The 21214-nt window shown below is 53.4% G+C and carries 18 protein-coding genes and 1 other annotated feature; of the genes, 5 read left to right on the forward strand and 13 right to left on the reverse strand.

Annotated elements, in window-relative coordinates; all coding sequences use genetic code 11:
• Positions 1-160: 160 nt before the first annotated feature.
• The 3 genes from M4I36_RS14190 to M4I36_RS14200 form a co-directional block, all read right to left on the reverse strand.
• On the reverse strand, positions 161-1378 hold the full coding sequence (locus M4I36_RS14190; protein ID WP_258112408.1) for an MFS transporter: 1218 nt from the start codon (positions 1376-1378) through the stop codon (positions 161-163).
• Between the two features lie 120 nt (positions 1379-1498).
• The gene (locus M4I36_RS14195; RefSeq protein ID WP_258112409.1) at positions 1499-3229 is read right to left on the reverse strand and encodes a CocE/NonD family hydrolase; all 1731 of its coding nucleotides are present in this window, start codon (positions 3227-3229) and stop codon (positions 1499-1501) included.
• A gap of 72 nt (positions 3230-3301) precedes the next feature.
• Positions 3302-4312 (reverse strand): SDR family oxidoreductase, encoded by a 1011-nt coding sequence (locus M4I36_RS14200; protein ID WP_258112410.1) that lies wholly within the window; start codon positions 4310-4312, stop codon positions 3302-3304.
• A gap of 161 nt (positions 4313-4473) precedes the next feature.
• Positions 4474-4701 (forward strand) — a binding site (T-box leader).
• A 174-nt stretch (positions 4702-4875) separates the two neighbouring features.
• On the opposite strand from M4I36_RS14200, the gene M4I36_RS14205 reads away from it, so the two are divergent.
• Both M4I36_RS14205 and M4I36_RS14210 read left to right on the forward strand, forming a co-directional pair.
• Positions 4876-5187 carry a chorismate mutase gene (locus M4I36_RS14205; protein WP_258112411.1) on the forward strand — a complete coding sequence of 104 codons (312 nt, stop codon included), beginning with the start codon at positions 4876-4878 and terminating at the stop codon, positions 5185-5187.
• Positions 5188-5288: 101 nt separating this feature from the next.
• Positions 5289-5423: a hypothetical protein gene (locus M4I36_RS14210; protein WP_258112412.1), complete on the forward strand. Its 135-nt coding sequence runs from the start codon at positions 5289-5291 to the stop codon at positions 5421-5423.
• A 46-nt stretch (positions 5424-5469) separates the two neighbouring features.
• Here the strand turns inward: M4I36_RS14210 and M4I36_RS14215 are convergent, their stop codons facing one another.
• The 5 genes from M4I36_RS14215 to groES all read right to left on the reverse strand — a co-directional run bounded on the left by M4I36_RS14215 (position 5470) and on the right by groES (position 12130).
• On the reverse strand, positions 5470-7155 hold the full coding sequence (locus tag M4I36_RS14215; protein ID WP_258112413.1) for a M14 family metallopeptidase: 1686 nt from the start codon (positions 7153-7155) through the stop codon (positions 5470-5472).
• Between the two features lie 5 nt (positions 7156-7160).
• Positions 7161-9383, reverse strand: coding sequence for an alpha-galactosidase (locus tag M4I36_RS14220; RefSeq protein ID WP_374986332.1), 2223 nt, complete (start codon positions 9381-9383; stop codon positions 7161-7163).
• On the reverse strand, positions 9373-9945 hold the full coding sequence (locus M4I36_RS14225) for a cysteine hydrolase family protein (protein ID WP_308661313.1): 573 nt from the start codon (positions 9943-9945) through the stop codon (positions 9373-9375). The genes M4I36_RS14220 and M4I36_RS14225 overlap by 11 nt, the downstream gene beginning before the upstream one ends.
• A gap of 256 nt (positions 9946-10201) precedes the next feature.
• Complete coding sequence (gene groL / locus M4I36_RS14230) at positions 10202-11821, reverse strand: chaperonin GroEL (RefSeq protein WP_258112415.1); 1620 nt, start codon at positions 11819-11821, stop codon at positions 10202-10204.
• 27 nt (positions 11822-11848) lie between these two features.
• Positions 11849-12130, reverse strand: coding sequence for a co-chaperone GroES (gene groES, locus M4I36_RS14235; RefSeq protein WP_483860619.1), 282 nt, complete (start codon positions 12128-12130; stop codon positions 11849-11851).
• A gap of 363 nt (positions 12131-12493) precedes the next feature.
• Between groES and M4I36_RS14240 the strand changes: the two genes are divergently transcribed.
• Complete coding sequence (locus M4I36_RS14240; RefSeq protein ID WP_258112417.1) at positions 12494-12991, forward strand: hypothetical protein; 498 nt, start codon at positions 12494-12496, stop codon at positions 12989-12991.
• A 149-nt stretch (positions 12992-13140) separates the two neighbouring features.
• Here M4I36_RS14240 and M4I36_RS14245 read toward each other — a convergent pair whose 3' ends face one another.
• The gene (locus tag M4I36_RS14245) at positions 13141-13986 is read right to left on the reverse strand and encodes a 3-hydroxyacyl-CoA dehydrogenase family protein (protein WP_258112511.1); all 846 of its coding nucleotides are present in this window, start codon (positions 13984-13986) and stop codon (positions 13141-13143) included.
• Positions 13987-14287: 301 nt separating this feature from the next.
• Between M4I36_RS14245 and M4I36_RS14250 the strand changes: the two genes are divergently transcribed.
• Together M4I36_RS14250 and M4I36_RS14255 are read left to right on the forward strand one after the other, a co-directional pair.
• Positions 14288-14869, forward strand: a complete 582-nt coding sequence (locus tag M4I36_RS14250; RefSeq protein WP_258112418.1) for a His/Gly/Thr/Pro-type tRNA ligase C-terminal domain-containing protein — start codon at positions 14288-14290, stop codon at positions 14867-14869.
• Between the two features lie 84 nt (positions 14870-14953).
• Positions 14954-15172 (forward strand): hypothetical protein, encoded by a 219-nt coding sequence (locus tag M4I36_RS14255; protein WP_258112419.1) that lies wholly within the window; start codon positions 14954-14956, stop codon positions 15170-15172.
• Between the two features lie 152 nt (positions 15173-15324).
• Here M4I36_RS14255 and rsgA read toward each other — a convergent pair whose 3' ends face one another.
• The 4 genes from rsgA to M4I36_RS14275 form a co-directional block, all read right to left on the reverse strand.
• Complete coding sequence (rsgA, locus tag M4I36_RS14260) at positions 15325-16458, reverse strand: ribosome small subunit-dependent GTPase A (RefSeq protein ID WP_258112420.1); 1134 nt, start codon at positions 16456-16458, stop codon at positions 15325-15327.
• A gap of 182 nt (positions 16459-16640) precedes the next feature.
• Entirely contained in the window at positions 16641-17411 is a 771-nt protein-coding gene (locus tag M4I36_RS14265) for a metallophosphoesterase (RefSeq protein WP_258112421.1), read from the reverse strand.
• A gap of 79 nt (positions 17412-17490) precedes the next feature.
• A complete protein-coding gene (locus M4I36_RS14270) occupies positions 17491-19347 on the reverse strand; it encodes an ABC transporter ATP-binding protein (RefSeq protein WP_258112512.1) in 1857 nt (618 codons plus the stop codon).
• Positions 19348-19358: 11 nt separating this feature from the next.
• Complete coding sequence (locus M4I36_RS14275) at positions 19359-21146, reverse strand: ABC transporter ATP-binding protein (protein ID WP_258112422.1); 1788 nt, start codon at positions 21144-21146, stop codon at positions 19359-19361.
• Positions 21147-21214 lie beyond the last annotated feature (68 nt).

Below are 21214 nucleotides of genomic sequence, written 5' to 3' on the forward strand. Positions count from 1 at the left end.
TGGTACTTCTATGGGTCATTCCTGCATATAGTGACAGCGAGACCTGGAGGAATGTTTGGAATTGTCTGTTTGGATGACTTTGTGAATTGGACACTCACAGTTTGAGCTCGCATTTAGTGCTCGATGAAATTTTGAACGGCAGCCTTAGTTCCTCCAGGTCTCAACCAAGTGAATCTTTCTTCCCCTGTATCGCCGCAAACCAACTGAGCGATGCAGCCACCCCTAAAACCAAAGACAACATCCACCACCCAAATGCGAAATGATGAGACGTATCCACAATCCAGCCAAACAGCGGCGGAAAGACGGAAGACCCTAAAAATACAACGGAACCCGTGAGGCTCATGGCCATTCCGCTATGCGAAGGCGGGACTGTCTCGCCCGCCCATGTTAAAGCAAGAGCGTTCCAACCTACTGCACCAAACCCGAAAACGGTCCACAGGACAAATAGCAAGAAAACCGGTACATGGACAGGCAGAAAGCCAATGACCAGCGCGAGTGCGGCGGCAACCGTGCCCGCAATAGCCAGCACTGGAGCTCGCGCCTGCCCCATCCGGTCGCTGATTTGGCCGAGCAAAATGCGACCTACTCCACCTCCAAGCTGGCTGACGGCGAGAATGATTCCGGCCGTCGCCAAGCTCAAATGATGCTGACGATGGAGGTCCACGATGGAATAAGTCAGCAGGATGTACTGACCCGACACCATCAAGAACGCTACGCCGACAGGCCGAGCCAGGAGGCGCCAGTGCTTTTTCTCCAGGCGGACACGTAGAGACTTGGCGGCCGCGCGTTGAAAATGCGGAATGAATAAAGAAAACGCAAAGCCAACGACCAGCAGTTCCAGAGCAAACACGACGTAGGTGAGGTTCAATCCCACGTGTGGCACCATTTGTGGCAGTAGCCATGCTGCCAGAGCTGCCCCTACAGGAACGCCCGTCTGCCGAATCCCCATGACAAGGCCGCGCGGACGATTCGAAAATGCTGTAAAGACTGCCTTTGTGCCGGCTGCAGGAACAATCGCCAAACTCACTCCGACGAAAAACAACGTCAAGAGAAGAATGTCAAACGAATGTACCTGCGTCAACATGAGGCCAAAGAGGGCCATCAACAGTGTGCCATAGAACAGCACCACTCTTGGTCCCAAACGGTCTACCGCAATGCCGGCAAACACCATGCTACACATGACACCAAGAGACAGCGCCGTCGTCACAAAGCCGAGTTCGGTCAGGCTCAAGTGATACACTGCTAACAAAAACGTCCCCAGAATGACTAAACCTTGTTGAACAAAGGACATGCCGGTTTGCGACGTAAACGCTAAGCCCAGGTATGAAACAGGGCCGATACGTGCAGGGAACCCATCTTTGTCAAACGGTTTCTGCATATCTTCCCTCCTCCCGAACCGCATCTTTTCCATCATCGGCGTCCTCGGCAACAGACCGTCTCGGCTGACCAGCAGGCACGTCATGACCACTCAGTCCGATGCCGCTCGATTCGGGGGAGACTATGCTAACGGTACGACCGGGAGTATCAGGTGCGACGGATGATCCGAGTCGTGCAGCACGCGCTGCGTCGCCGTGATAAACTCCGCCGTGGTCTCGTTGGACTCCCCGGTGTTCAAATTGCGATTCCAGCGCGGAAAGCAACTGCTGGTCACTTGGACGCGGACCCGATGTCCAGCAAGAAAAACGTTGCTCGTTGCCCACAAGTCGACGAGAATCTCGTAGACTTCATGCGGGTTCATCCACGCAACGGAATCCTGCCCTTGGCGATGGCGCATGCGCACAATTCCATCCGCCAAATTGTAAGAACTTCCATCCGGATGAACATCCGTCAAACGAACAACAAAGTCTGTATCTTTCGCCGAACTTTGCACCCACAACTTAGCAACAATTGGGCCTGTCACTTCCACTGGCTCCGCGAACGGTTCCGAGGTGAAGACCAACACGTCCTCGCGCATTTCTGTTTCGGTCTGTTCCTTCGGTCCAGCCGGGTAGGCAGCCGTCATTAAGACATTGCCGCCAAGCGTCTTGACCGGATCGGCCGGATTATAGACGTACTCATCGGCGGGCTCTGCAGTCGGCGGGACTTCAGACAGCGTGCCATCTCCGCTGCGCGTGCTCGCATTGCCCTGGCTGTGGAGATACCACGGTCGATACTCCGTGTTGGGAAGCGGCCACTCACTCGCCAATCGCCAACGATTGATTCCCATCACAAAAATCTCTACCGGCGGTTCGGCTTCCAGACCTCGACCCACGCCCTTTAACTCCTCATCAAACCAACGCTGATGCCGCAGAGTGGGGTCCTCTTTTAAATTGAGCAAAGCACTGTTCGCGGCCATCCCAAAGTCCAAATCCCCGACCGCACTTCCCTGATTTCCGTGAGTCCACGGCCCCAGAGTTAAGCGGACTTTCTTGCCTGCCGCTTTAAGACTCTCGTAACTGACGAGGGTCGGGTGTAAAAACACGTCATACCATCCCCCCGTGAGAGACGCGCTGACGTTCATTGTGGCGTAATGTGGGCGAATATTGAGCCGATTCCGGTGGCGCACATCGGTATTGCTCGTCATCTCCTCAAAAAAGTCGGGCAGAAGCCCCGTCCGACGAAGAGGAGCGAACTCGGACAGTGGCAACTGATAATAGCCCTCGTGAGAAAGCCGGTCAGCATCGTTGACGAGTTGCACGAATTCGAGTGGAAATCCTGGCTCTCGGCCGCGCAACCTGGCCAATTGCGGCAGCGCCAGCGCAGTCAGGTACCATGATGCCATGGTTCCCCACTCCAACGCACCGCCGCGAAAGGTCACTCCATCCCACGGGTCGTCCAGGGGGACCGTTGGCGCGACCGTCGTTAGCGCAGGATGGCCAGAGACTGCAGCCGCCCACTGCGTGAACCCAAAGTAGGAAGCGCCGTACATGCCAACCTTTCCGTTCGATCCCGGTAATTTCGATGCCCACTCGACGGTATCATAGCCATCGTCGAACTCTTGATAAAATCCGCCATACACGCCCTCCGAAGCGAAACAGCCGCGCACATCTTGAATCACGACCATATAGCCTGCTTCCGCGAGCCGGACCGGGTCGAGCAACAAATACGCGAAAGAAGTATCTTTGCCATACGGTAGGCGCGTGAGCACAACCGGGTAACCGTCCCCTTCTTCGGGACGAAACAGATTCGCCCGAAGCGTTACGCCATCTCGCATGGTGCACGCAACATTGCGTTCAAACAGCACTTTCATGAATCATCTCTCCTCTGCCATGAATCGAAGGCGAGCGTACTCGCCCGTGTCTTGTCGAACGTGCGGTCGCCACTATACTCTGTTTTGCGAGCGCGATTCATAGGCGGCAATCAGACTGTCCATCTGGTGATTCCATTCCTCGTCCGTCACCTGATATTCCGGCTGTTCCAAAAACCACTGGAGCGTTCGGCGCATCCCCTCTGCAAAGGAAACCGTCGCTTGAAACCCAGGCACGAATTTTTTAATTTTACTGTTGTCAAAGACATAACTGATAGACTTGTCACCGAGTAGCCCGCCTCGCAACTCGGGAATCTGTTCGGCGATGAATTCGGAGGCAATGTGCAGCGTAGTTGCCTCCACTCCAGCTGCCGCTGCAATGGTTTCATGAATTTGATTCCAATTTAAGACTTCGTCTGACGTGATGTGAAACGCATGGCCAACGGCTAGAGCATTGCCCATCAACCCCAGAAAACCCCGTGCGAAATCGGTATTGTGAGTCATGGTCCAAAGCGACGTTCCATCTCCATGAATGACCGTTTTTAACCCCTGCTTCATCCGCTGCACCAAGGACCACGGATGCTTCGAGCTATTCAGAGCGGCAGGAATCATCGTGTTACCGTACGTAAACGAGGGTCGCACAACGGTGACGGGAAATCCCATCACGCGATAAGCTTGCATCAGATGTTCTTCGCAAGCGATTTTATCTCTCGAGTACTTCCAGAATGGATTCGCAAGCGGCGTGGACTCGGTCACCAAATAGTGTGTGGGCGGTTTTTGATATGCAGATGCACTGCTGATAAATATGTATTGACCCACCTTCCCGCGAAACAGTTGAAGGTCCGCTTCCACGTGCTCCTTGGTATACGCAATCCAGTCCACAACGACGTCAAACTGATGCTCCTTGAGGACAACTTGACACCTATCCACATCACGAATATCCGCCCGAATTTGCTGGACCCCCTCGGGAGCAAAAACAGTGTGTTGCCCGCGATTGAGCAGAAATAACTCCACTTTGTTTTCCACCGCCAGACGAGACACGGCTTGACTAATGAGACCAGTACCGCCAATGAACAAGACTTTCATGCTAAACCCCCTCCAAAGTCGCGATACATTTTACTCTACACTTGCGAATGCCAAGATGAAAGTCGAAGCGCCTAACAAAGCGCCATCGAGATTTTGAAGATTGGGCATTTGCCTCTTGACGGTCGAAGACAGTCGGTGTAAAGTGTGAGAAAATTCAATAGAAAACGGCTATGACAGAGAGAGTACGTTTCAGCATCCACTCAGAGAGTCGGCGGACGGTGCGAGCCGATGGCATGCTGTTGCCGAAGTTCACTCTGGAGCCGCTGGGTGAACCAATAGTAGCCTATGCCGGCATCTCGGATATCGTCTGAGATGTACCGTTATCTGAATGAAGTGAGAGGCTTATGCCTTTCCTTTAGGGTGGTACCGCGAGAAAACTCGTCCCTATGTGGGGCGAGTTTTCTTTTGTAGAAAGAGCGCCTTATTGGAAAAGAAGGCAGAATCGACCTCTCCTTTAGGGTGGTACCGCGAGCAGCCTCGTCCCTATGGACGAGGCTGCTTTGCATTCAGAAGAAGACGGGCCGGTTCACATTCCCAGATAACTAGGAGGAGGAGAAAAACGCATGAACGACACATCTTCAACCATGGAACTTTACCGGCATCAAATCGATGAATTAGACGAACAATTGATGGACTGCTTGCGCCGTCGAGCCCACTGCGTGCGCTTAATCGCAAAACTCAAGAGACAAAGCGGCTTCAGTGTGGTTCAAAGCCATCGCGCGGAAGCAGTCGCCAGGCACTTCCGGGAACTGGCATCCGCTCACCAACTTCGTCCCGAGTTTGCACAGAGACTGTTTGACCTCATTCACGAAGAGTCCTGCAGAGAGCAAACAAACTGGATATCCACGGCGGCGGACGGCGCTGCCGACGCATGAATCCTTCACTCGGTTGGCATCTTAGACATATCGCGGTCGTCCCGTGTTGACTTCTTGAAACGAGATTGACTGCCATTTGCCGACAAAGCGGGGGAACTAAGTTGGAGCCAGTCAAAGGCAAAACCACGCGCCGCAACGTGCGCATCGGGTTCATCATTGGAGCACTCTTTCTTTTGGGGTTTGCTGGCTGGCGCCTTGTAGGATTTTTGCACCAGCCCTTATCCATGCCCCAATGATTCCACTCCGAGTGGTCGACCGCCGCGCCGCCACGCAGAGTTTGGGTCAGTCCGGGAGCGTGACGAAGGTTTGCACGCTTCCTGCCCGTCCCCCTTCAAACATCACACGTACCTGACTGCCCCTTGCTGCCCGAAAGACCCACTCCACATGACCGCGTTGCGGGTGGTTGGGTGCATAAGTCCGTTGACTCCCATATCCATCCAGGTGGCCGATAATCACGGGAGTTTGACCGGACACCATCTCCACGTCCCCTTCGAGATGCGCTCGAATCCCTTCGAGCAAGAGCGACTTCCCTTTCTCAGTACTCGACGTAGGCAGAAATCCAGCATTCGACACCTCCGCCACCAGACGGAACAGATGGTGGTCGAGCGACTCGACCGTGATCGACGGAATGGTCAAGACGGGCGTAGACAACCCCAGTTTCGTCAAAAACGCAGTCACGCCACGACATTCCTCTTCAAGAAATGCGAGTGGTGGGTTCTGCACGACAAATTTCGTGTCCATGCCGCCTACCTCCACAGAGCCGAAGTCCGGATGCTCAAACGGCTTCCAGGAGAGTACGGCATCCGGAGAAGCTTCTCGCATCGCCCAGTCGTGTATTTTGCGCTCATCCTCCATCCGCTCTGCGGGCGTCAGAGCCATCATTTTCCGCATGCCCAGCTCCCCGTAGCTACGCGCTCCAGCCCGTTTCGCCACATCCCACACCTCAATCGTGAAACTAAGCACCCCGTGATGGTCGTACATCCAATCGTCTGCCGCGCCCGGCATCAGTACTTGTTCATGGCCCGTCGCAAAGACATCATAGTTCGACCCGGCAAAATACCCGCTGACTTCAGCCCCCATCTCGGCCATGCGACTGAAGAGGTGGCGATCCATCTGCGACAAAACCGTATCGCCCCCCGTCGACGGTTGCCTCAAAATCACCCCTCCTGACGTATGCACAGCTGCATACGCTGCCACATTGCGACGCTTCATAAGAAACTCGGCTAAAGCGCGCAGCTCTGGTTCAGAAAGTGGATAAGGTCCAGCACCAGGCTGTCCTGACTCGCCCGCCCAGCGAATTGGAAAATTGCGATTGAAGTCCATTTCGGAACGCCTCGCTCGGCTGGCTTTAGCGAAGGCAGGAAAGTTACCTGTTTGCGAACGGCGGTCGACTCTACCTTCGGGAAACACGTGATAATAAGTCCCGCCGATTTCGCCCGGCTTGCGTGGCCGCATGACGTCTGGCCGCTCGCTGTCTACCGCAAAGCCTCCATCTTCGGCCTCTACGCGCAGGAGACGGATGTGTCCATCGCCGTCAACGTCTTCAGGAACATAGCCTTCTGGAGGTTCTGAATACGGATACGTGTGCGAACTCGACCGATAGCGGCTCGGTGTGGTCAGGTATTCTTCAGCGCCATCCACGGCAATGCGCGGCACCACGTAGACTGTGTGCTGGTCGAGAAGCGTGGTTGCCTCTGGGTCCCGCCCATAGTTTTCGAGACACCAAGACATCCAGTACATCGCAACCGCGTTTGTTGCCACTTCGCCCGCATGAATGTTGGCATCGACAAACACGGCCGACTTGTCTTCCGGGCGGCCAGTCTCTCGATGGGTCAAAGTGACCGCAGCAATGTCTCGCCCTTGACGGCTCTGTCCAATAACCTCGACGCTCATCCACTGCGAATACGTTCTTTGCCACGTATTCAGCGCGTCCCACATCTCTTGATACGTCCAATACTTAGTGAACAATGCCGTCACTCTCCCCGAGTTTCGTCCAAACGCTCAAGCCGCCACATCCAGCTTTGGAAGTCCCCACGCACCACCGGCAGCAAGATGCCAATTTGCATCAGTTCTGACCCGGACCGAACGACGCTCGCCCCGTCCATCTCCTCTAACCGATAGCGGGCCTCGCGCTCGAGTGCGGTCAGGCAGAGACGCCGCGCAGCATCGTTAGCAATCGCCAACACGTGAACGTACGTCACCACGCCGACGCGCCCGTCTGTGGACAGATACATCCACGCGGAGTCGTTGCCCTCACCCTCAAAAGGGCTCTTCAGTGGATAGTAGTCTCCAAACTGAACCACAGGGCGAATTGTCTTGTACCACTCAATCTGCGACCGAATTTCCCTCAAATCGGACTTTGGCAGTGCGGTCAAATCCAACTCGTAGCCAAAATTTCCGGCCATCGCCACGTGGGCTCGCGTCCTCAAATCGGTCATGCGACCCACCTGGTGATTGGGCACCGCCGATACATGCGCCCCCGCCGTCACCGCTGGATACACCAAACTCGTTCCATACTGAATGCGCAGGCGTGCCACCGCATCGGTGTTGTCACTGGTCCACGTTTGCGGCATGTAGTAGAGCATCCCCGGGTCAAAGCGACCACCTCCGCCTGAACAGCTCTCCATTAAAACATGCGGAAATCGCTCGGTCAGCGTCTCGAGGACCCGATAGAGGCCGAGCATGTATCGGTGAGCCGTCTCACGCTGGCGATGTGCAGGCAATGCCAAGGACCCCACCTCGGTCATATGGCGATTCATATCCCACTTCACATAATCAATCGGTCCGCTCGCGAGCACGTTTCCAACGCGCTCAATTAAATGGTCACAGACATCGGGTCGGCTGAGGTCGAGCACCAACTGATGCCGTCCTTCCGACTGTGGGCGGTTCTGCACCTGTAACGTCCACTCCGGATGCGCCCGGTACAAGGCGCTGTCGGGAGACACCATCTCGGGCTCAAACCACAGGCCAAACTTCATACCAAGCCCATGCACGCGTTCAGCCAACCCAACAATCCCATTCGGCAATTTTTCGAGATTGACATCCCAGTCGCCGAGCGAGCTACGGTCGGAGTCGCGCTTTCCAAACCAGCCATCGTCGAGTACGAACAGTTCCGCACCAACCTCTGCAGCAACTCCAGCTAGGTCTAGCAATGTGTCCTCATCGAACTGAAAATACGTCGCTTCCCAATTATTTACCAAAATAGGCCGTTCCGTGTCACGATGGGTTCCCCGCAACAAGTGTTTGCGGTAGAAGCGGTGAAACGCCTGAGCCATTCCCGTCAAACCATCACTGCTCTCCACCATCACGCATTCCGGTGCTTGAAAAGTCTCCCCCGGTTCCAAGTACCAGTGAAAGTCAAATGGGTTGATCCCGATTTGCGCCCGAGCCTGGGCAAACGCATCGACTTCAACACTCGCCAGAAAGCTTCCGCTGTAAACCAGATTGAACGCGAACACTTGCCCATGCCGCAAAGTTGTTCCCGATTCAGCCAACGCGAAAAATGGATTTTGCTGATGGCTACTGGCTCCACGCCGGCTTTCAATAGACTGCGTACCGGGTACCAAGCGGCGAGTGACAACGTCCCGCTCCCGCCCCCACGTTCCGGACAACTGAATGAGGTCATACGCAGAGTCTGGGAAATCAACCGATGCGGACAGAATGCGGCGAAGAAGGACTGGCTCCGCACCACCGTTTTGCACGGAGACGGAACGAACGAGTACATCATGCTCCGTAAAAACCGTATACAGAAGAGTGGCCGACAGTTGACTGACCGGATCGACCAAATCGACCTCGAGAGAAACCGCGTCCTCGTTCGTCTCAACATACGTCGCAGGCAGTCCGGTGAGTTTCGGCTTACCGCGATGAATGCGATAACCTACAAACTCGAGATGAGTCACACTCGACCCATCCGCAAACTCCACCTCGAGTGCCGGACTTCGAAAGTCCGTGTCGCCATAGCCAGGAAACTCGCGCGGCAACTGGTCGTAGCTGAGGTTTGTGTCCTCTGGAAGGGGGTTGGGCGAAAAACTGCCACGGTGTATGTATTGTGGCAAGTAGTCCAACGCGCTGGTTTCCAACCGCGGCCCCCAATAGCAGTGGGCCAACTGATTCCCTCGAACAACTCGCAAAAGGTAGGACATGTGCTTCGTCTGGAGATGAAACATGTGTTGGTCTTCGAGATAGTCAATGTTCACGGCGAACCGCCTCTGCAAAAGCGTCGGATGTCAGTACTTCAGCTTGACGCGGGAAAACTTTTTGAGTGAGCACCGCGTGTACTTCCGGATCGCCATCTAAGCAAGCGTCTGAGAGAACCTTTAGGTGGTAATCGAGATCGGCCGCTTGACGAAGCGTCGACAGGACCACGCCACTCGTTGCAATCCCTGTGAGAACGAGTGTATCGACTTGCAGAGCGCGCAGTACGACGTCGAGGTCGCTCCCGGAAAAGGCACTGACGCGGCGCTTTACAACCATGATGTCACCAGGTTCTGGAGCAACGGCTGGGTGAATTGACGTGGCGTCGTCCAACTCGGTGAATCCACCTTGACCAGCAATAGCCGAAAAGGAGCGGTTGTTGGGACTCACTTCCGGATATCCCGCGCGAAACGCCACGCGCACATACACGATGGGCATGTTCACGCCTCGAGCGGCGTCAATGGCTGTCTGAAACGGCTTTAAAACATTTGCAGAAGTCGCATAGCGCTCGACGATACCGCGCTGTACATCCATCACCAACAAGGCACTTTGGGTCACCCTCATCATCCTCCCAATTCATTCTGCTGCATGGACATTTGCATGAAAAGCCTGGTGCGACACCCGTGCGGACCACATATTGGAGCAGAGGCGGGACCATGTGCTTCCACTGTCCATCATAGAGGATTCCCAGCCGTGTTGAAACCGCATCGCGACCTATGCCCGTCGGCAGTACGACAAGTGGGAGCCCCACTCCGGGAACTCCCACTTGTCGTAAGTGTTACTTAGCGTTTGCCTCTGCAGCTTGAGCGAGGGATGCCCATCAATAATCCATATCACCCATACCAGCACCGCCTGCGGGTGACTTTTCTTTTTCCGGCTTATCGGCCACTACCGCCTCTGTCGTAAGGAAGAGTGCCGACACACTCGCCGCATTTTGGAGAGCGGTACGGGTGACTTTCGCCGGGTCCACAATGCCCGCGGACAGCATATTGACCCACTCATCGGTTGCAGCGTTGTAGCCCACATTGGCGGACTCTTTTTTCAGCCGCTCGACAATGATGGAGCCTTCGACGCCCGCGTTGTCCGCAATCTGCCGTACCGGCGCCTCTAGCGCCTTGCGGACCAGCTGAACGCCGGTCAATTCATCGCCGCTGACGGAAACCTTCTCAAGTGCGGGAATCACCTGAATGAAGGCTGTGCCTCCGCCTGCCACAATACCTTCTTCTACGGCGGCCCGAGTCGCATTCAGGGCGTCTTCAATGCGCAATTTGCGCTCTTTCAATTCAGTCTCCGTAGCTGCACCCACCTTGATGACCGCCACACCACCCGACAATTTTGCCAAGCGCTCCTGCAACTTCTCGCGGTCGAAATCGGACGTGGTCTCCTCAATTTGAGCCTTGATTTGCTTGATGCGCGCTTCAATCTCGGACTTTTTCCCTGCGCCATCGACGAGGATGGTGTTCTCCTTTGCAACTTTCACCTGACGCGCCCGTCCTAGTTGTGACAACTGGGTATTTTTCAATTCCAGGCCGAGTTCATCACTGATGACTTCTGCTTGTGTCAAAATGGCGATATCTTGGAGCATGGCCTTGCGCCGATCTCCAAATCCAGGGGCTTTTACGGCTACTGCAGTCAAAGTGCCGCGCAATCGGTTGACTACGAGAGTAGCGAGGGCCTCTCCTTCGACATCTTCGGCAATCAGTAGAAGTGGCTTACTCGCCTTGACCACCTGCTCGAGAACTGGCAAGAGGTCTTGAATATTGCTGACTTTTTTATCAGTAATGAGGATGTACGGGTCTTCTAAAACAGCTTCCATTTTATCGGAATCTGTCACCATATATGGAGAAATGTAGCCGCGGTCAAACTGCATGCCTTCGACGACTTCTAACTCTGTGGTAAATCCTTTCGACTCTTCGACGGTAATGACGCCGTCTTTACCAACCTTCTCCATCGCATCGGCAATCAAGACGCCGATGGTTTCGTCTCCCGCCGAGATGGACGCAACTTGCGAGATATTTTCACGCCCTTGAACCGGTGTGGAAATTTTCTTAATTTCGTCCACCGCCGCGTTGACTGCTTTTTCGATACCCCGTTTGAGAACCATCGGATTGGCACCCGCCGCAACATTCTTCAAGCCCTCCCGAATCATGGATTGAGCAAGTACGGTCGCAGTCGTCGTTCCATCTCCCGCTACGTCATTTGTTTTGGTGGCAACTTCTTTTACCAATTGGGCACCCATGCGCTCAAACGAATCTTCCAACTCAATTTCCTTTGCGATAGTCACGCCATCATTCGTGATGAGGGGCGAACCGAACTTCTTTTCCAACACCACATTGCGACCTTTCGGCCCCAAAGTCACTTTCACGGCATCAGCCAATGCATCCACACCGCGCAACATGGCGCGCCGCGCATCTTCTCTAAATTTCATATCCTTCGCCATACAGGAATCCCCCTTTTAGTGAATGTCTCACTCGACAATCGCTAGAATGTCAGACTCGCGCAGAATCAGGACTTCTTCACCGTCCAACTTAATTTCAGTCCCTGAATACTTGGAATACACAATCTTTTGGCCCACAGTCACGTCCATCGGCAGGCGTTTGCCTTCCTCGTAGCGCCCCGGCCCAACTGCAATGACCTCCGCCTCCTGCGGCTTTTCCTTTGCATTTTCCGGCAAATAGAGGCCGCCCGCCGTCTTCTCCTCACGCTTCAGCGGACGCACGACAACCCTATCCGCCATTGGGCGCAAGATGGTTTTTGTAGCAGTCGTCATGGGATGGTACCTCCTTACAGAGTCTCAAGTTTGTTAGCACTCTATGGCATCGAGTGCTAACCACACCGTTATTGTAGTCAGCGAAATCCTTCACATCAAGCCCCTTCCGCCGAATTTCACAAAAAAATTTAGGCGATAGCATCTTGACCCAACGACATAAACTATGGAAAGCCTCGTCGGTTTGTAACCGAGAACCTGGTTTCACAGTATAGCAGGCGGACGAATTGTTGGAGCCGTTGGTTTCCTGCAACATGCTTGACCAAGAGGGGGAGTATTCGCTAATTTGAAGACAACATCTTCGATTTCACGGGCTTTTCAGAGCCTGGAAGTGGAGGGGTTTACATGTATACGGCCACGAATATCCTAGTTTGCGAACAAGACGAAGCCTACACCGTGCTGAACCGCTACAATCCAAAGACGCACACATTCGAAGGTGAATACTCGCTGCTACACAATGCATATTCCCAAAATTCGTACTTTCTGTCCCGCTTTCTCATGGACCACCGGGGGCACTCGCTCATGCTTATTGACAGTGAAGACGAGCGGTACTTCCACATTCGCCGCACGTATCGGCACGAGCGAGAAGAGGACATTGAGCGATATATGGAGGAACAAAGTGAGCAGCGCAAAGAAGAAGAGAACGATTTGACAGCAAAGCAAAGCATTGGCCAATTGCAGCTGCTGGTCGTCAAGAAAATGATTGAACAGCAGCGAGAAAGCATACAAAATCAAGAGTCTCATACCGAACGAGATACGTACGTCTTACTCGGCCAAGACTTTGCATACGGCTGGTCCGTGAACACCATTAACCGGATTGTCGACTTTGGCAACATCAGTTGATGGATTAGATTAGGTACTCGAACATCGCCACCCCAAGTGTCAGAAGGTGCATCGTCCCACTCGATATACAATCTACAAATGCGGTCCCGCCCGCGTTGGAGTAGCATCCAGCCCGGGCCACGGGACCACAAAACAAGAAGGCTTGATTATCAATACTCGTAAAATCCGCGTCCCGATTTTCGGCCAAGTCTACCAGCCGCCACATACTTCTCCAGAATCGGCGCAGGTCGATACGTCTCTCCCAGTTTCTCATAAAGATATTGCATGTTTTTCAGCCTGGCGTCCAAACCAACTAAATCCGCTAATTCTAGCGGCCCCATCGGATGATGCAATCCAAGTTTGATGGCTTTGTCAATGTCTTCTGCACTAGCTACCCCTTCCTGCAACATGCGCATGGCCTCGTTGCCAATCAGACAGTTCATCCGACTCGTAATAAAACCCGGGTATTCGTTCACTTCAACCGTCTCTTTGCCCATGCGTTCAGCAACATGACGGGTGGCTTCATACGTCGCATCGGACGTATCTAGTCCGCGGACAATCTCTACCAGCTTCATGCGCGGAACGGGATTGAAAAAGTGCATGGCAATCACTCGATGCGGAGATTTTGTCGCAGCTCCAATTTGAGTCGGACTCATCGTTGAAGTATTCGTCGCCAGAATGGCGTCGGCCTTGCAAATGGCGTCTAAATGTGCGAAGAGTTCTTGCTTCCATTCCAAAATTTCCGGTATTGCTTCGATGACAAAGTCGGCGGACGCCGCAACGTGAAGCGAATCACTTGTGCCGATCCGCTGAAGCACTCTCCGTTTCTCTTCTTCCGTCACTTTGTTACGCCGAATACCCTCTTCTAAGTCCGCCTCAATGGCCTGCAATGCGGTTTGCAACTGAGTTGGACTGGTGTCATGGAGTAGCACCTGATATCCTGCAGCCGCCGCACTCTGTGCAATTCCACGGCCCATCACTCCGGACCCAATCATGGCGATGGTCTCAATATTCATCTTCAAGCACACTCCCTGCACCAGCTTCTCTAACTTGAAACGCAACATCACCGCGCGGAAAAAGTGGAGTCGGTGGAACCGCAACTCCTGCGCCTCATGCTCAATCCCCGTCTCTCGCATTTAGCCCAGTACTCATTGTATCACGGCATTCCTGCGCAGTCCTGTTATCGAACGACAACAACGAAAAACGCCCTCACTTGAAGGCGGCGCGGAGCAGTTCCTATCACTGGAGTCGAACTGGCCAAACTTGTACGAATGCGAATCAAACCAGGTAACCATTGCGTTAGATGACTCTTTCGAAATGTATGGCAAAAGCTATCCAAAACAATATGTACTCGCGGACATCCTGTCGGTCGAGCAGGGAGATAGCTGCCCACATTGCGGTAACCCATTGGAAATTTCGCGAGCGATAGAGGCCGGAAATATCTTTCAATTAGGAACCCAGTACACGTCGCCGATGCACGCAAATTTTTCGGGAATGGACGGCACCTCGCAACCTCTGTGGATGGGATGTTATGGAATTGGCATGAGCAGAATGCTCGCTTGCGTTATCGAAGAAAACCACGATGCAAAAGGCATCGTATTCCCTGAGTCGATTGCACCCTTTCCGTATCACTTGGTTACAGTGGGTCGAAATGCCGATGTCATAGCAGCAGCAGAGCGAATATACGAGTCGTTGGGCTCAGACCATGTACTGTTTGACGATCGTGATGTACATGCGGGCGTCAAGTTCATCGATGCTGACCTACTTGGATTACCAGACCGCATCACGGTTAGTAAGAGAACTGTTGAAACAGGTCAAGTAGAGTGCAGGAACCGAAAAACGGGAAACAGTACATTCATTTCTATCGACGAACTCGGCGCGTCTGCTCACCGTCTATAGCACGCCACCGGCACATTTGGACAATCGGTCACTAGGCAATAATGAGGAACTTTGATACAATTTTCATATAAGGAGGTTGTATCCATGTCTCAAGTTGGAACTTTTCTGTTTGGCCTAGGCATTCTCGTCATGGCTGTAGAATTGACGGCAAACATCGCCTCCCTTATCCAATTAAGCTCGATTCATTCCACAGGAGTATATGTGGGTTCGGAAATCGTTCTGTTATGCGGCGCTTTCTTTCAAGGTGGCACTCTCATGGGAGTGGGTCGAGTGATTCAGCTGTTATCGAGGAATACCGGATGAAACCACTCGCTAGGAGCCATACTATACTGCCATTCGACCCTTTCTTTCCATTCCTGGTCCACTCATCAATCTGAGTGGCACTGGGGCCACAGGGCCCCAGTCGGAGAAGCGTTAAAACAAGAGATGCACCACACCTTGCACCGATTGTGTGCTCACCGTAATCGATGCCGCGGACTCCGTTGGCGAGCTTCTTTCGTCAACTTTTTCCAACGATTACGCTCTTCCTGCATCTGCTGTGCATTTTGCTTTCGAGCAACATATGCCAATTCCGCCAGCATCTTAACGTAGTTTTTGAATCGCATGTCGCTAAGTTGTCCTTGCTGTACCGCTTGCTGAACCGCACATCCGGGCTCTGCGGTATGTCGACAATCACGGTACGTACAAGCCTGTGCTAATTGCGCGATGTCTTCAAAGGCATCGTCCAAGTTGGCTTCTCCGTCCCACAGAGCAAGCTCACGCATACCGGGCGTATCAATGACCATGGCTCCCCCCGGAAGCAAAAACAAGGTTCTCCTAGTCGTCGTGTGGCGCCCTCGCCCATCTTGCTTGCGCGTTTCTCCTACGCGTTGCAGATTATCACCCATAAAACAGTTCAACAAGGTCGATTTACCCGCACCGGAAGACCCAAGCAAAGCAATCGTCTGACCAGGCGACAAATGCGGCACAAGCTCGTCTAGGCCAACACGACTGGTGACACTGACTCCATAGACTTCACATCCCAGCCCGATGTTCCGGACCGACTCGAGTACCTCTTTTCCGGTATCCTCCAGCAAATCGACTTTGGAAACAACAACCACGGGAACCGCTTGACTTTCATGCGCCACGGCCAAATATCGTTCCAATCGCCGTGCATTCACGTCTGTAGCGGAGCAGACAATGAAGACACGATTCACATTCGCAGCTACCACTTGCGCTTCAAATTCTCTTCCAGACACCTTGCGCACAAAGGCGCTGCTCCGCGGCAGCACAGCGCGAATGACAACCTTATCCATCATCGCGGCATCTGCAGCAAGATTGGACGTAAATTCCAGCGATAGTTCTTCCAACGATGCACCGGGTACGGAAACGAGCACCCAATCACCGACTGCTGGAAAGTCAGAGCGACTCTGAACCCGGTGGCGAAATCGTCCAGACACCGTCCCCACACATTCGCCAACCGCCCATTGCAGACGATACCATCCAGAGCCGGATACCTCGAGAACGCGTGCTGGTTCTAGACCCGGAGCCTCTGCTTTTTCCCATTTTTCTTGCCAGGACTCATCCCAGCCATAACGATACAAATCCAATCGCTTTACCTCCTCGACCCTTGTCTGTTGGTCGCAGGAGTATCCATCAAACTACTTCTGTCCCTGCGACCTAATTCCGCTTAACTTTCCACACAACAAGGACGTTCGCCATAAAACATCACTCCGTTCGCGGCAGCGGTCCCGAAGAACCTCCGCAGATTGTCTCCCAGTATAGTCCATTTCTACAGATGATGCACGGTCACTTCGCTACGCACAAAAAAACGGTAGTTCACACCCGATTGTCCTATTCCTTTGGAAATATAAAATAGTCCGAGTGGACACTCATGCAGTCCCTGATAGACTCCAGACGCGGCCAAGGGTCCCATGTCCATCCACTGAAACAGCCACGGAATGTTGAATTGTTTGCCGTGAAGATGTCCAGCAAAAAGATAGTCGAATGAATGCTTCATCTCAAGTACCACGGTCGGGTCGTGTGTCATCACAATGACGGGAGTTCCTCGCTGCACCGTATCGAAAGCAGTCTCGTCGTGATGTTCCGTACAAAAATCATCCACACCGACCAACTGAAACGATGGGAGATGTACGGTCTCGTTCCTCAAAACCCGCACACCATACTCCTCCAGAAGCTCCTTTAAGGAACCGACATTCGCGAGCCGATAGTCGTGATTGCCAAAGACCGCGTACATTGGAACTCCCGTGCTCTGCAGGAGGCGCAGCACAGGGACCAATCGAAGAAGGGAACTTTGCGTATCGAGAAAATCCCCTGTCAGACAGAGTAAATCTGGTTTTTCTTGCTCGATTTTCTCTTTTACTTGGTACCAGCGAATTCGGTTTCGTTCCACATGCAAGTCGCTTATTTGAAAAATTTTCACTCCAAGACCCAGTGGGATTGACACATGTTCCACTTTCAACCATCGCGTGGGAACCACAAACAGCAGGTACCCTAAAGCCCACGCCAGAACGATGACCAGAATGAGATACACGAACGGCATTCCATCGACTCCTTGCCGACCCACTGACTTGCCACGGACTTCTTACCGGCCTGTTCACGAAATCGTCCAAATGTCTAGCTCACGACTCCAGTCCTACGGCCACTCCACTGTCTTCCCGCATCATCCGGTACTGCGCGTCGACCAGTTCCCGATACACTCCGCGTGCTGCCAACAGACTGTCATGGTTGCCACGCTCCACGATTTTCCCTTGAGCGAAGACAAGTATCTGGTCTGCGTGGCGGATGGTCGAAAGTCGGTGCGCAACAACGAACGCGGTCCGACCCGCGAGCAATCGCGCAAGCCCCCGCTGAATCAGTTCTTCCGTCTGCGTGTCAATGCTGGCAGTCGCTTCGTCCAAAACGAGAATTCTTGGGTCAGCCAACAACGCCCGGGCAAAGGACAGCAACTGGCGCTGTCCCATCGACAGCGAAGAACCTCTCTCCCGAACTTCCGTGTGATATCCTTGCGGCAACGCTTCAATGAAAGTATCCGCATGGACCGCACGAGCTGCTGCTCGCACTTCCTCATCCGTCGCGCCAGGCCGACTGAAGCGGATGTTGTCGAGGATCGATCCGGTGAAGATAAACGTGTCCTGCAACACCACGCCGATGCGCGAGCGCAAGGATTCTACTGTAAAGGAGCGAATGTCCTGACCATCGACCAAAACCGCCCCATCGGTGACATCGTAGAAGCGCGACAGGAGATTGATGACGGTACTTTTCCCCGCGCCCGTGTGGCCAACCAAAGCTACTGTTTGCCCGGGGGTGACGGAGAAGCTCACGTCATCCAAAGCTGGTCTACCCGAATCATAAGCAAAAGTTACGTTGCGAAACTCAACACGGCCCTCAATCGTTTCGGGGGCTATGGCTTGGTCCGAGTCGGCCACAGTTTGCGCAGTGTCTAGGTACTGGAAGATGCGTTCCGACGAGGCCATCGCAACCAGCAGTTGGTTGTAGACTTGACCGAGCTGCGCAATCGGCGTCCAAAAGTTCCCGAGATAGTTGGCGAATGCAACCAATAGTCCAACGGTCACCAAGCCCGCTCTCAACTCCACCACGCCGTATCCAAACAGAACTGCAGAACCGATGGCCCCTGTCAAGTCGACGAGCGGACCGAACATAATGCTGCGCCTCTGTGCTCCGAGAAAGACCCGCCGGTACTCCCCATTCACTCCACGAAAAAATTCCTCATTCTCCGCTTGACGTGCGTAGGCTTCGGTCACACGCATACCTTGAATGCTTTCTGCAAGGTGAGCATTCATGCGGGAGAGACGTAGCCGCACCAACTGCCAAGAGCGTCGAATTTGAATCGTCAGTCGCGTAGACAAGAGAAACATGAATGGAACCACAATCATACACAGTATGGCCAGCTTCCAATTGAGAACGAGCATGATGATGATAATCCCAACCAATGTAAAGAGGTTGGTAATCGTGTTGATGACGCCGTTTGTAAAGAGGTCCTGCATCGAGTTTACGTCGTTCATGATGCGGACCAGAACCGACCCAGCGGGACGCTCATCAAAAAATTTCAACGAGAGAAACTGCACGTGATGGAACAGCTGTTCACGGATGTGCTGAATGACGCTTTGGCCCAATAAGTTGGTGTAGTATATGCGAAACCTCGTCGCAAAAAAGTTGAGAGCGTAGAGTACAATCAGAACGGCACAGTACTCGAGCAGTGTATTCGGGTGCTTGTCACCGACTGCTACATTGATGGCCTTACCCACTAAATAAGGAGCCGCGAGTGTCACGAGAATTCCCAGCGTCGTCGCCACAAGGGAAAACACAATCAGTCGCGGATGCAGACGCAGATACGACATCAGGCGGCGCACCTGGCGTCCATCAAACTTCTTTTCCAACGCCTCGTCTTCACGATAGATAAACGGCGACCGCAAGTCTGCGTTCGAGTTGTCCGTCTGCCCACTGCGGTCGTTCATCTGAGAACTCTTCACGCACCCCACCCCCTATCTCCTCCAGAACTTGCCCACAGCGAGCGTGCAAACTCATCTCCCTGCGCCGCATCCGCAAATTGTTTGCGAAATATGTCGCGATACAGACCGGGTTGACTGAGCAACTCATCGTGCGAGCCTCGCGCGACAATCCGCCCATCCGCCAAAACAACAATGAAGTCTGCCCGCTTCAAGGTAGAGATGCGGTGCGCAATCACAAAGGTCGTGCACCCTCGCAGGTGCTCATCCAGTGCGCGCTGAATGCGAAATTCGGTCTCCATGTCGACCGCGCTTGTGGCATCGTCGAGAATCAGCACGGACGGATTCATCAAGATGGCACGCGCCAGTGCCAGTCTCTGTTTTTGCCCGCCTGAAAGCCCCAGTCCGCGTTCCCCAACCAGCGTGCTGTACCCCTCTGGGAGGCGTTCAATGAACTCTGCTGCATCCGCCAAGGCGGCGGCCCGTTCCACCTCGGCGACCGTCGCGTCCGGCTTCCCGTAGGCTATATTCGCAAAAATTGTCGTCGAAAAGAGAAATGGTTCCTGAAAAACCACCGCTACTTCCCGACGTAAGCGGTCGAGTGACCATTCGCGAACATCAACACCATCCAATAAAACTTGGCCAGAGAGCGGATCGTAAAAACGTGGTATCAGTTGGACGAGGCTCGATTTGCCGGATCCGGTCAGGCCAAGCAACGCAACCGTTTGCCCGGCTTCCACGTCTAGGTCAATATTGGTCAGCACCGCGCGTCCGCCAAATCCTGCTGAGACGTTGCAAAAACTCACCCGCCCGCGCGCTGCCGGCGCCTCGGACTGCGAAGTATTCGCAATCGCCTGCGGTGCGCTCAGCACTTCATCCAAGCGTTTTGCAGCAGCACTCGCTTGCGTCATGTTGTTTAAGAAGTAACCTAACTGAGACATGGGCCATATCATAAACCAAACGATACTGAGAAATGCCACTAAATTTCCAAGGCTGGTCGCATGGGTCATTACCAAATATCCACCCACACCGAGAACGAGGACTACACCTACATTGCCCACCAGTTCAATATAGGGGAAGAATTTTTTCCAAAGTACGGCTGCTTCCATGTTCGACGTGAAATACAGGCCATTGTTTCCGTTGAATTTTCCAATCTCACGATTTTCTTGCGCGAACGACTTGACCGTGCGCACGCCCATGACATTCTCTTGAACACCCGAGTTCAAAGTCGAGAGATTTTCTCGGATGGTGCGATAAATCGGCCGCAATTTCGTGTCGAAACGGATGGCGATGACGGCTAAAAATGGCATAAGGATGAGAATGACCGTGGCCAAAATAGCGTTCATGCTGTACATATAGGCAATTCCGAAGACCACAATCAGGCCAAGTCCCACCAAATTGTTGATACCAAACGCCAAAAACATCCGGAAGGCGTCAAGGTCGAGCGTCAGCCGCGACATCAAGTCGCCTGTGTGGGTTTCGTCGTAGTAAGAGAAGGGCAACCAATTTAATTTATGGTAGATGGCGTTGCGCAGCCCAAAGGCTGTGTTGCTGCCAAACTTTTGCGCCAAATACCCTTGACCAAAGTTAAACGCCCCTTTGGCAACGGCGGCTCCGAGCATCGCCGCCAACAGCCACGGCAACTCTCCGTATTCATGAGCAACAATGACCCGGTTGACAATCAAGTCCAACAAATAGGGATATGCTAGGCTCAGTGCATTGGCGAAAATCAGACAAAATAGACCCCACAGCAAGAAACTGCGATGATCTTTATAGTACGGGTAGAGCTTTCGAATGGATTCAGGCACTGTTGTTTCACCTCGCTGATAGTGAGTCGCACAGGCGACTCGTTCGCGGCTTGTTAAATCAGCCACTC

It is taken from the genome of Alicyclobacillus sp. SP_1 (assembly GCF_024706985.1).
Classification (GTDB): Bacteria; Bacillota; Bacilli; order Alicyclobacillales; family Alicyclobacillaceae; genus Alicyclobacillus_I.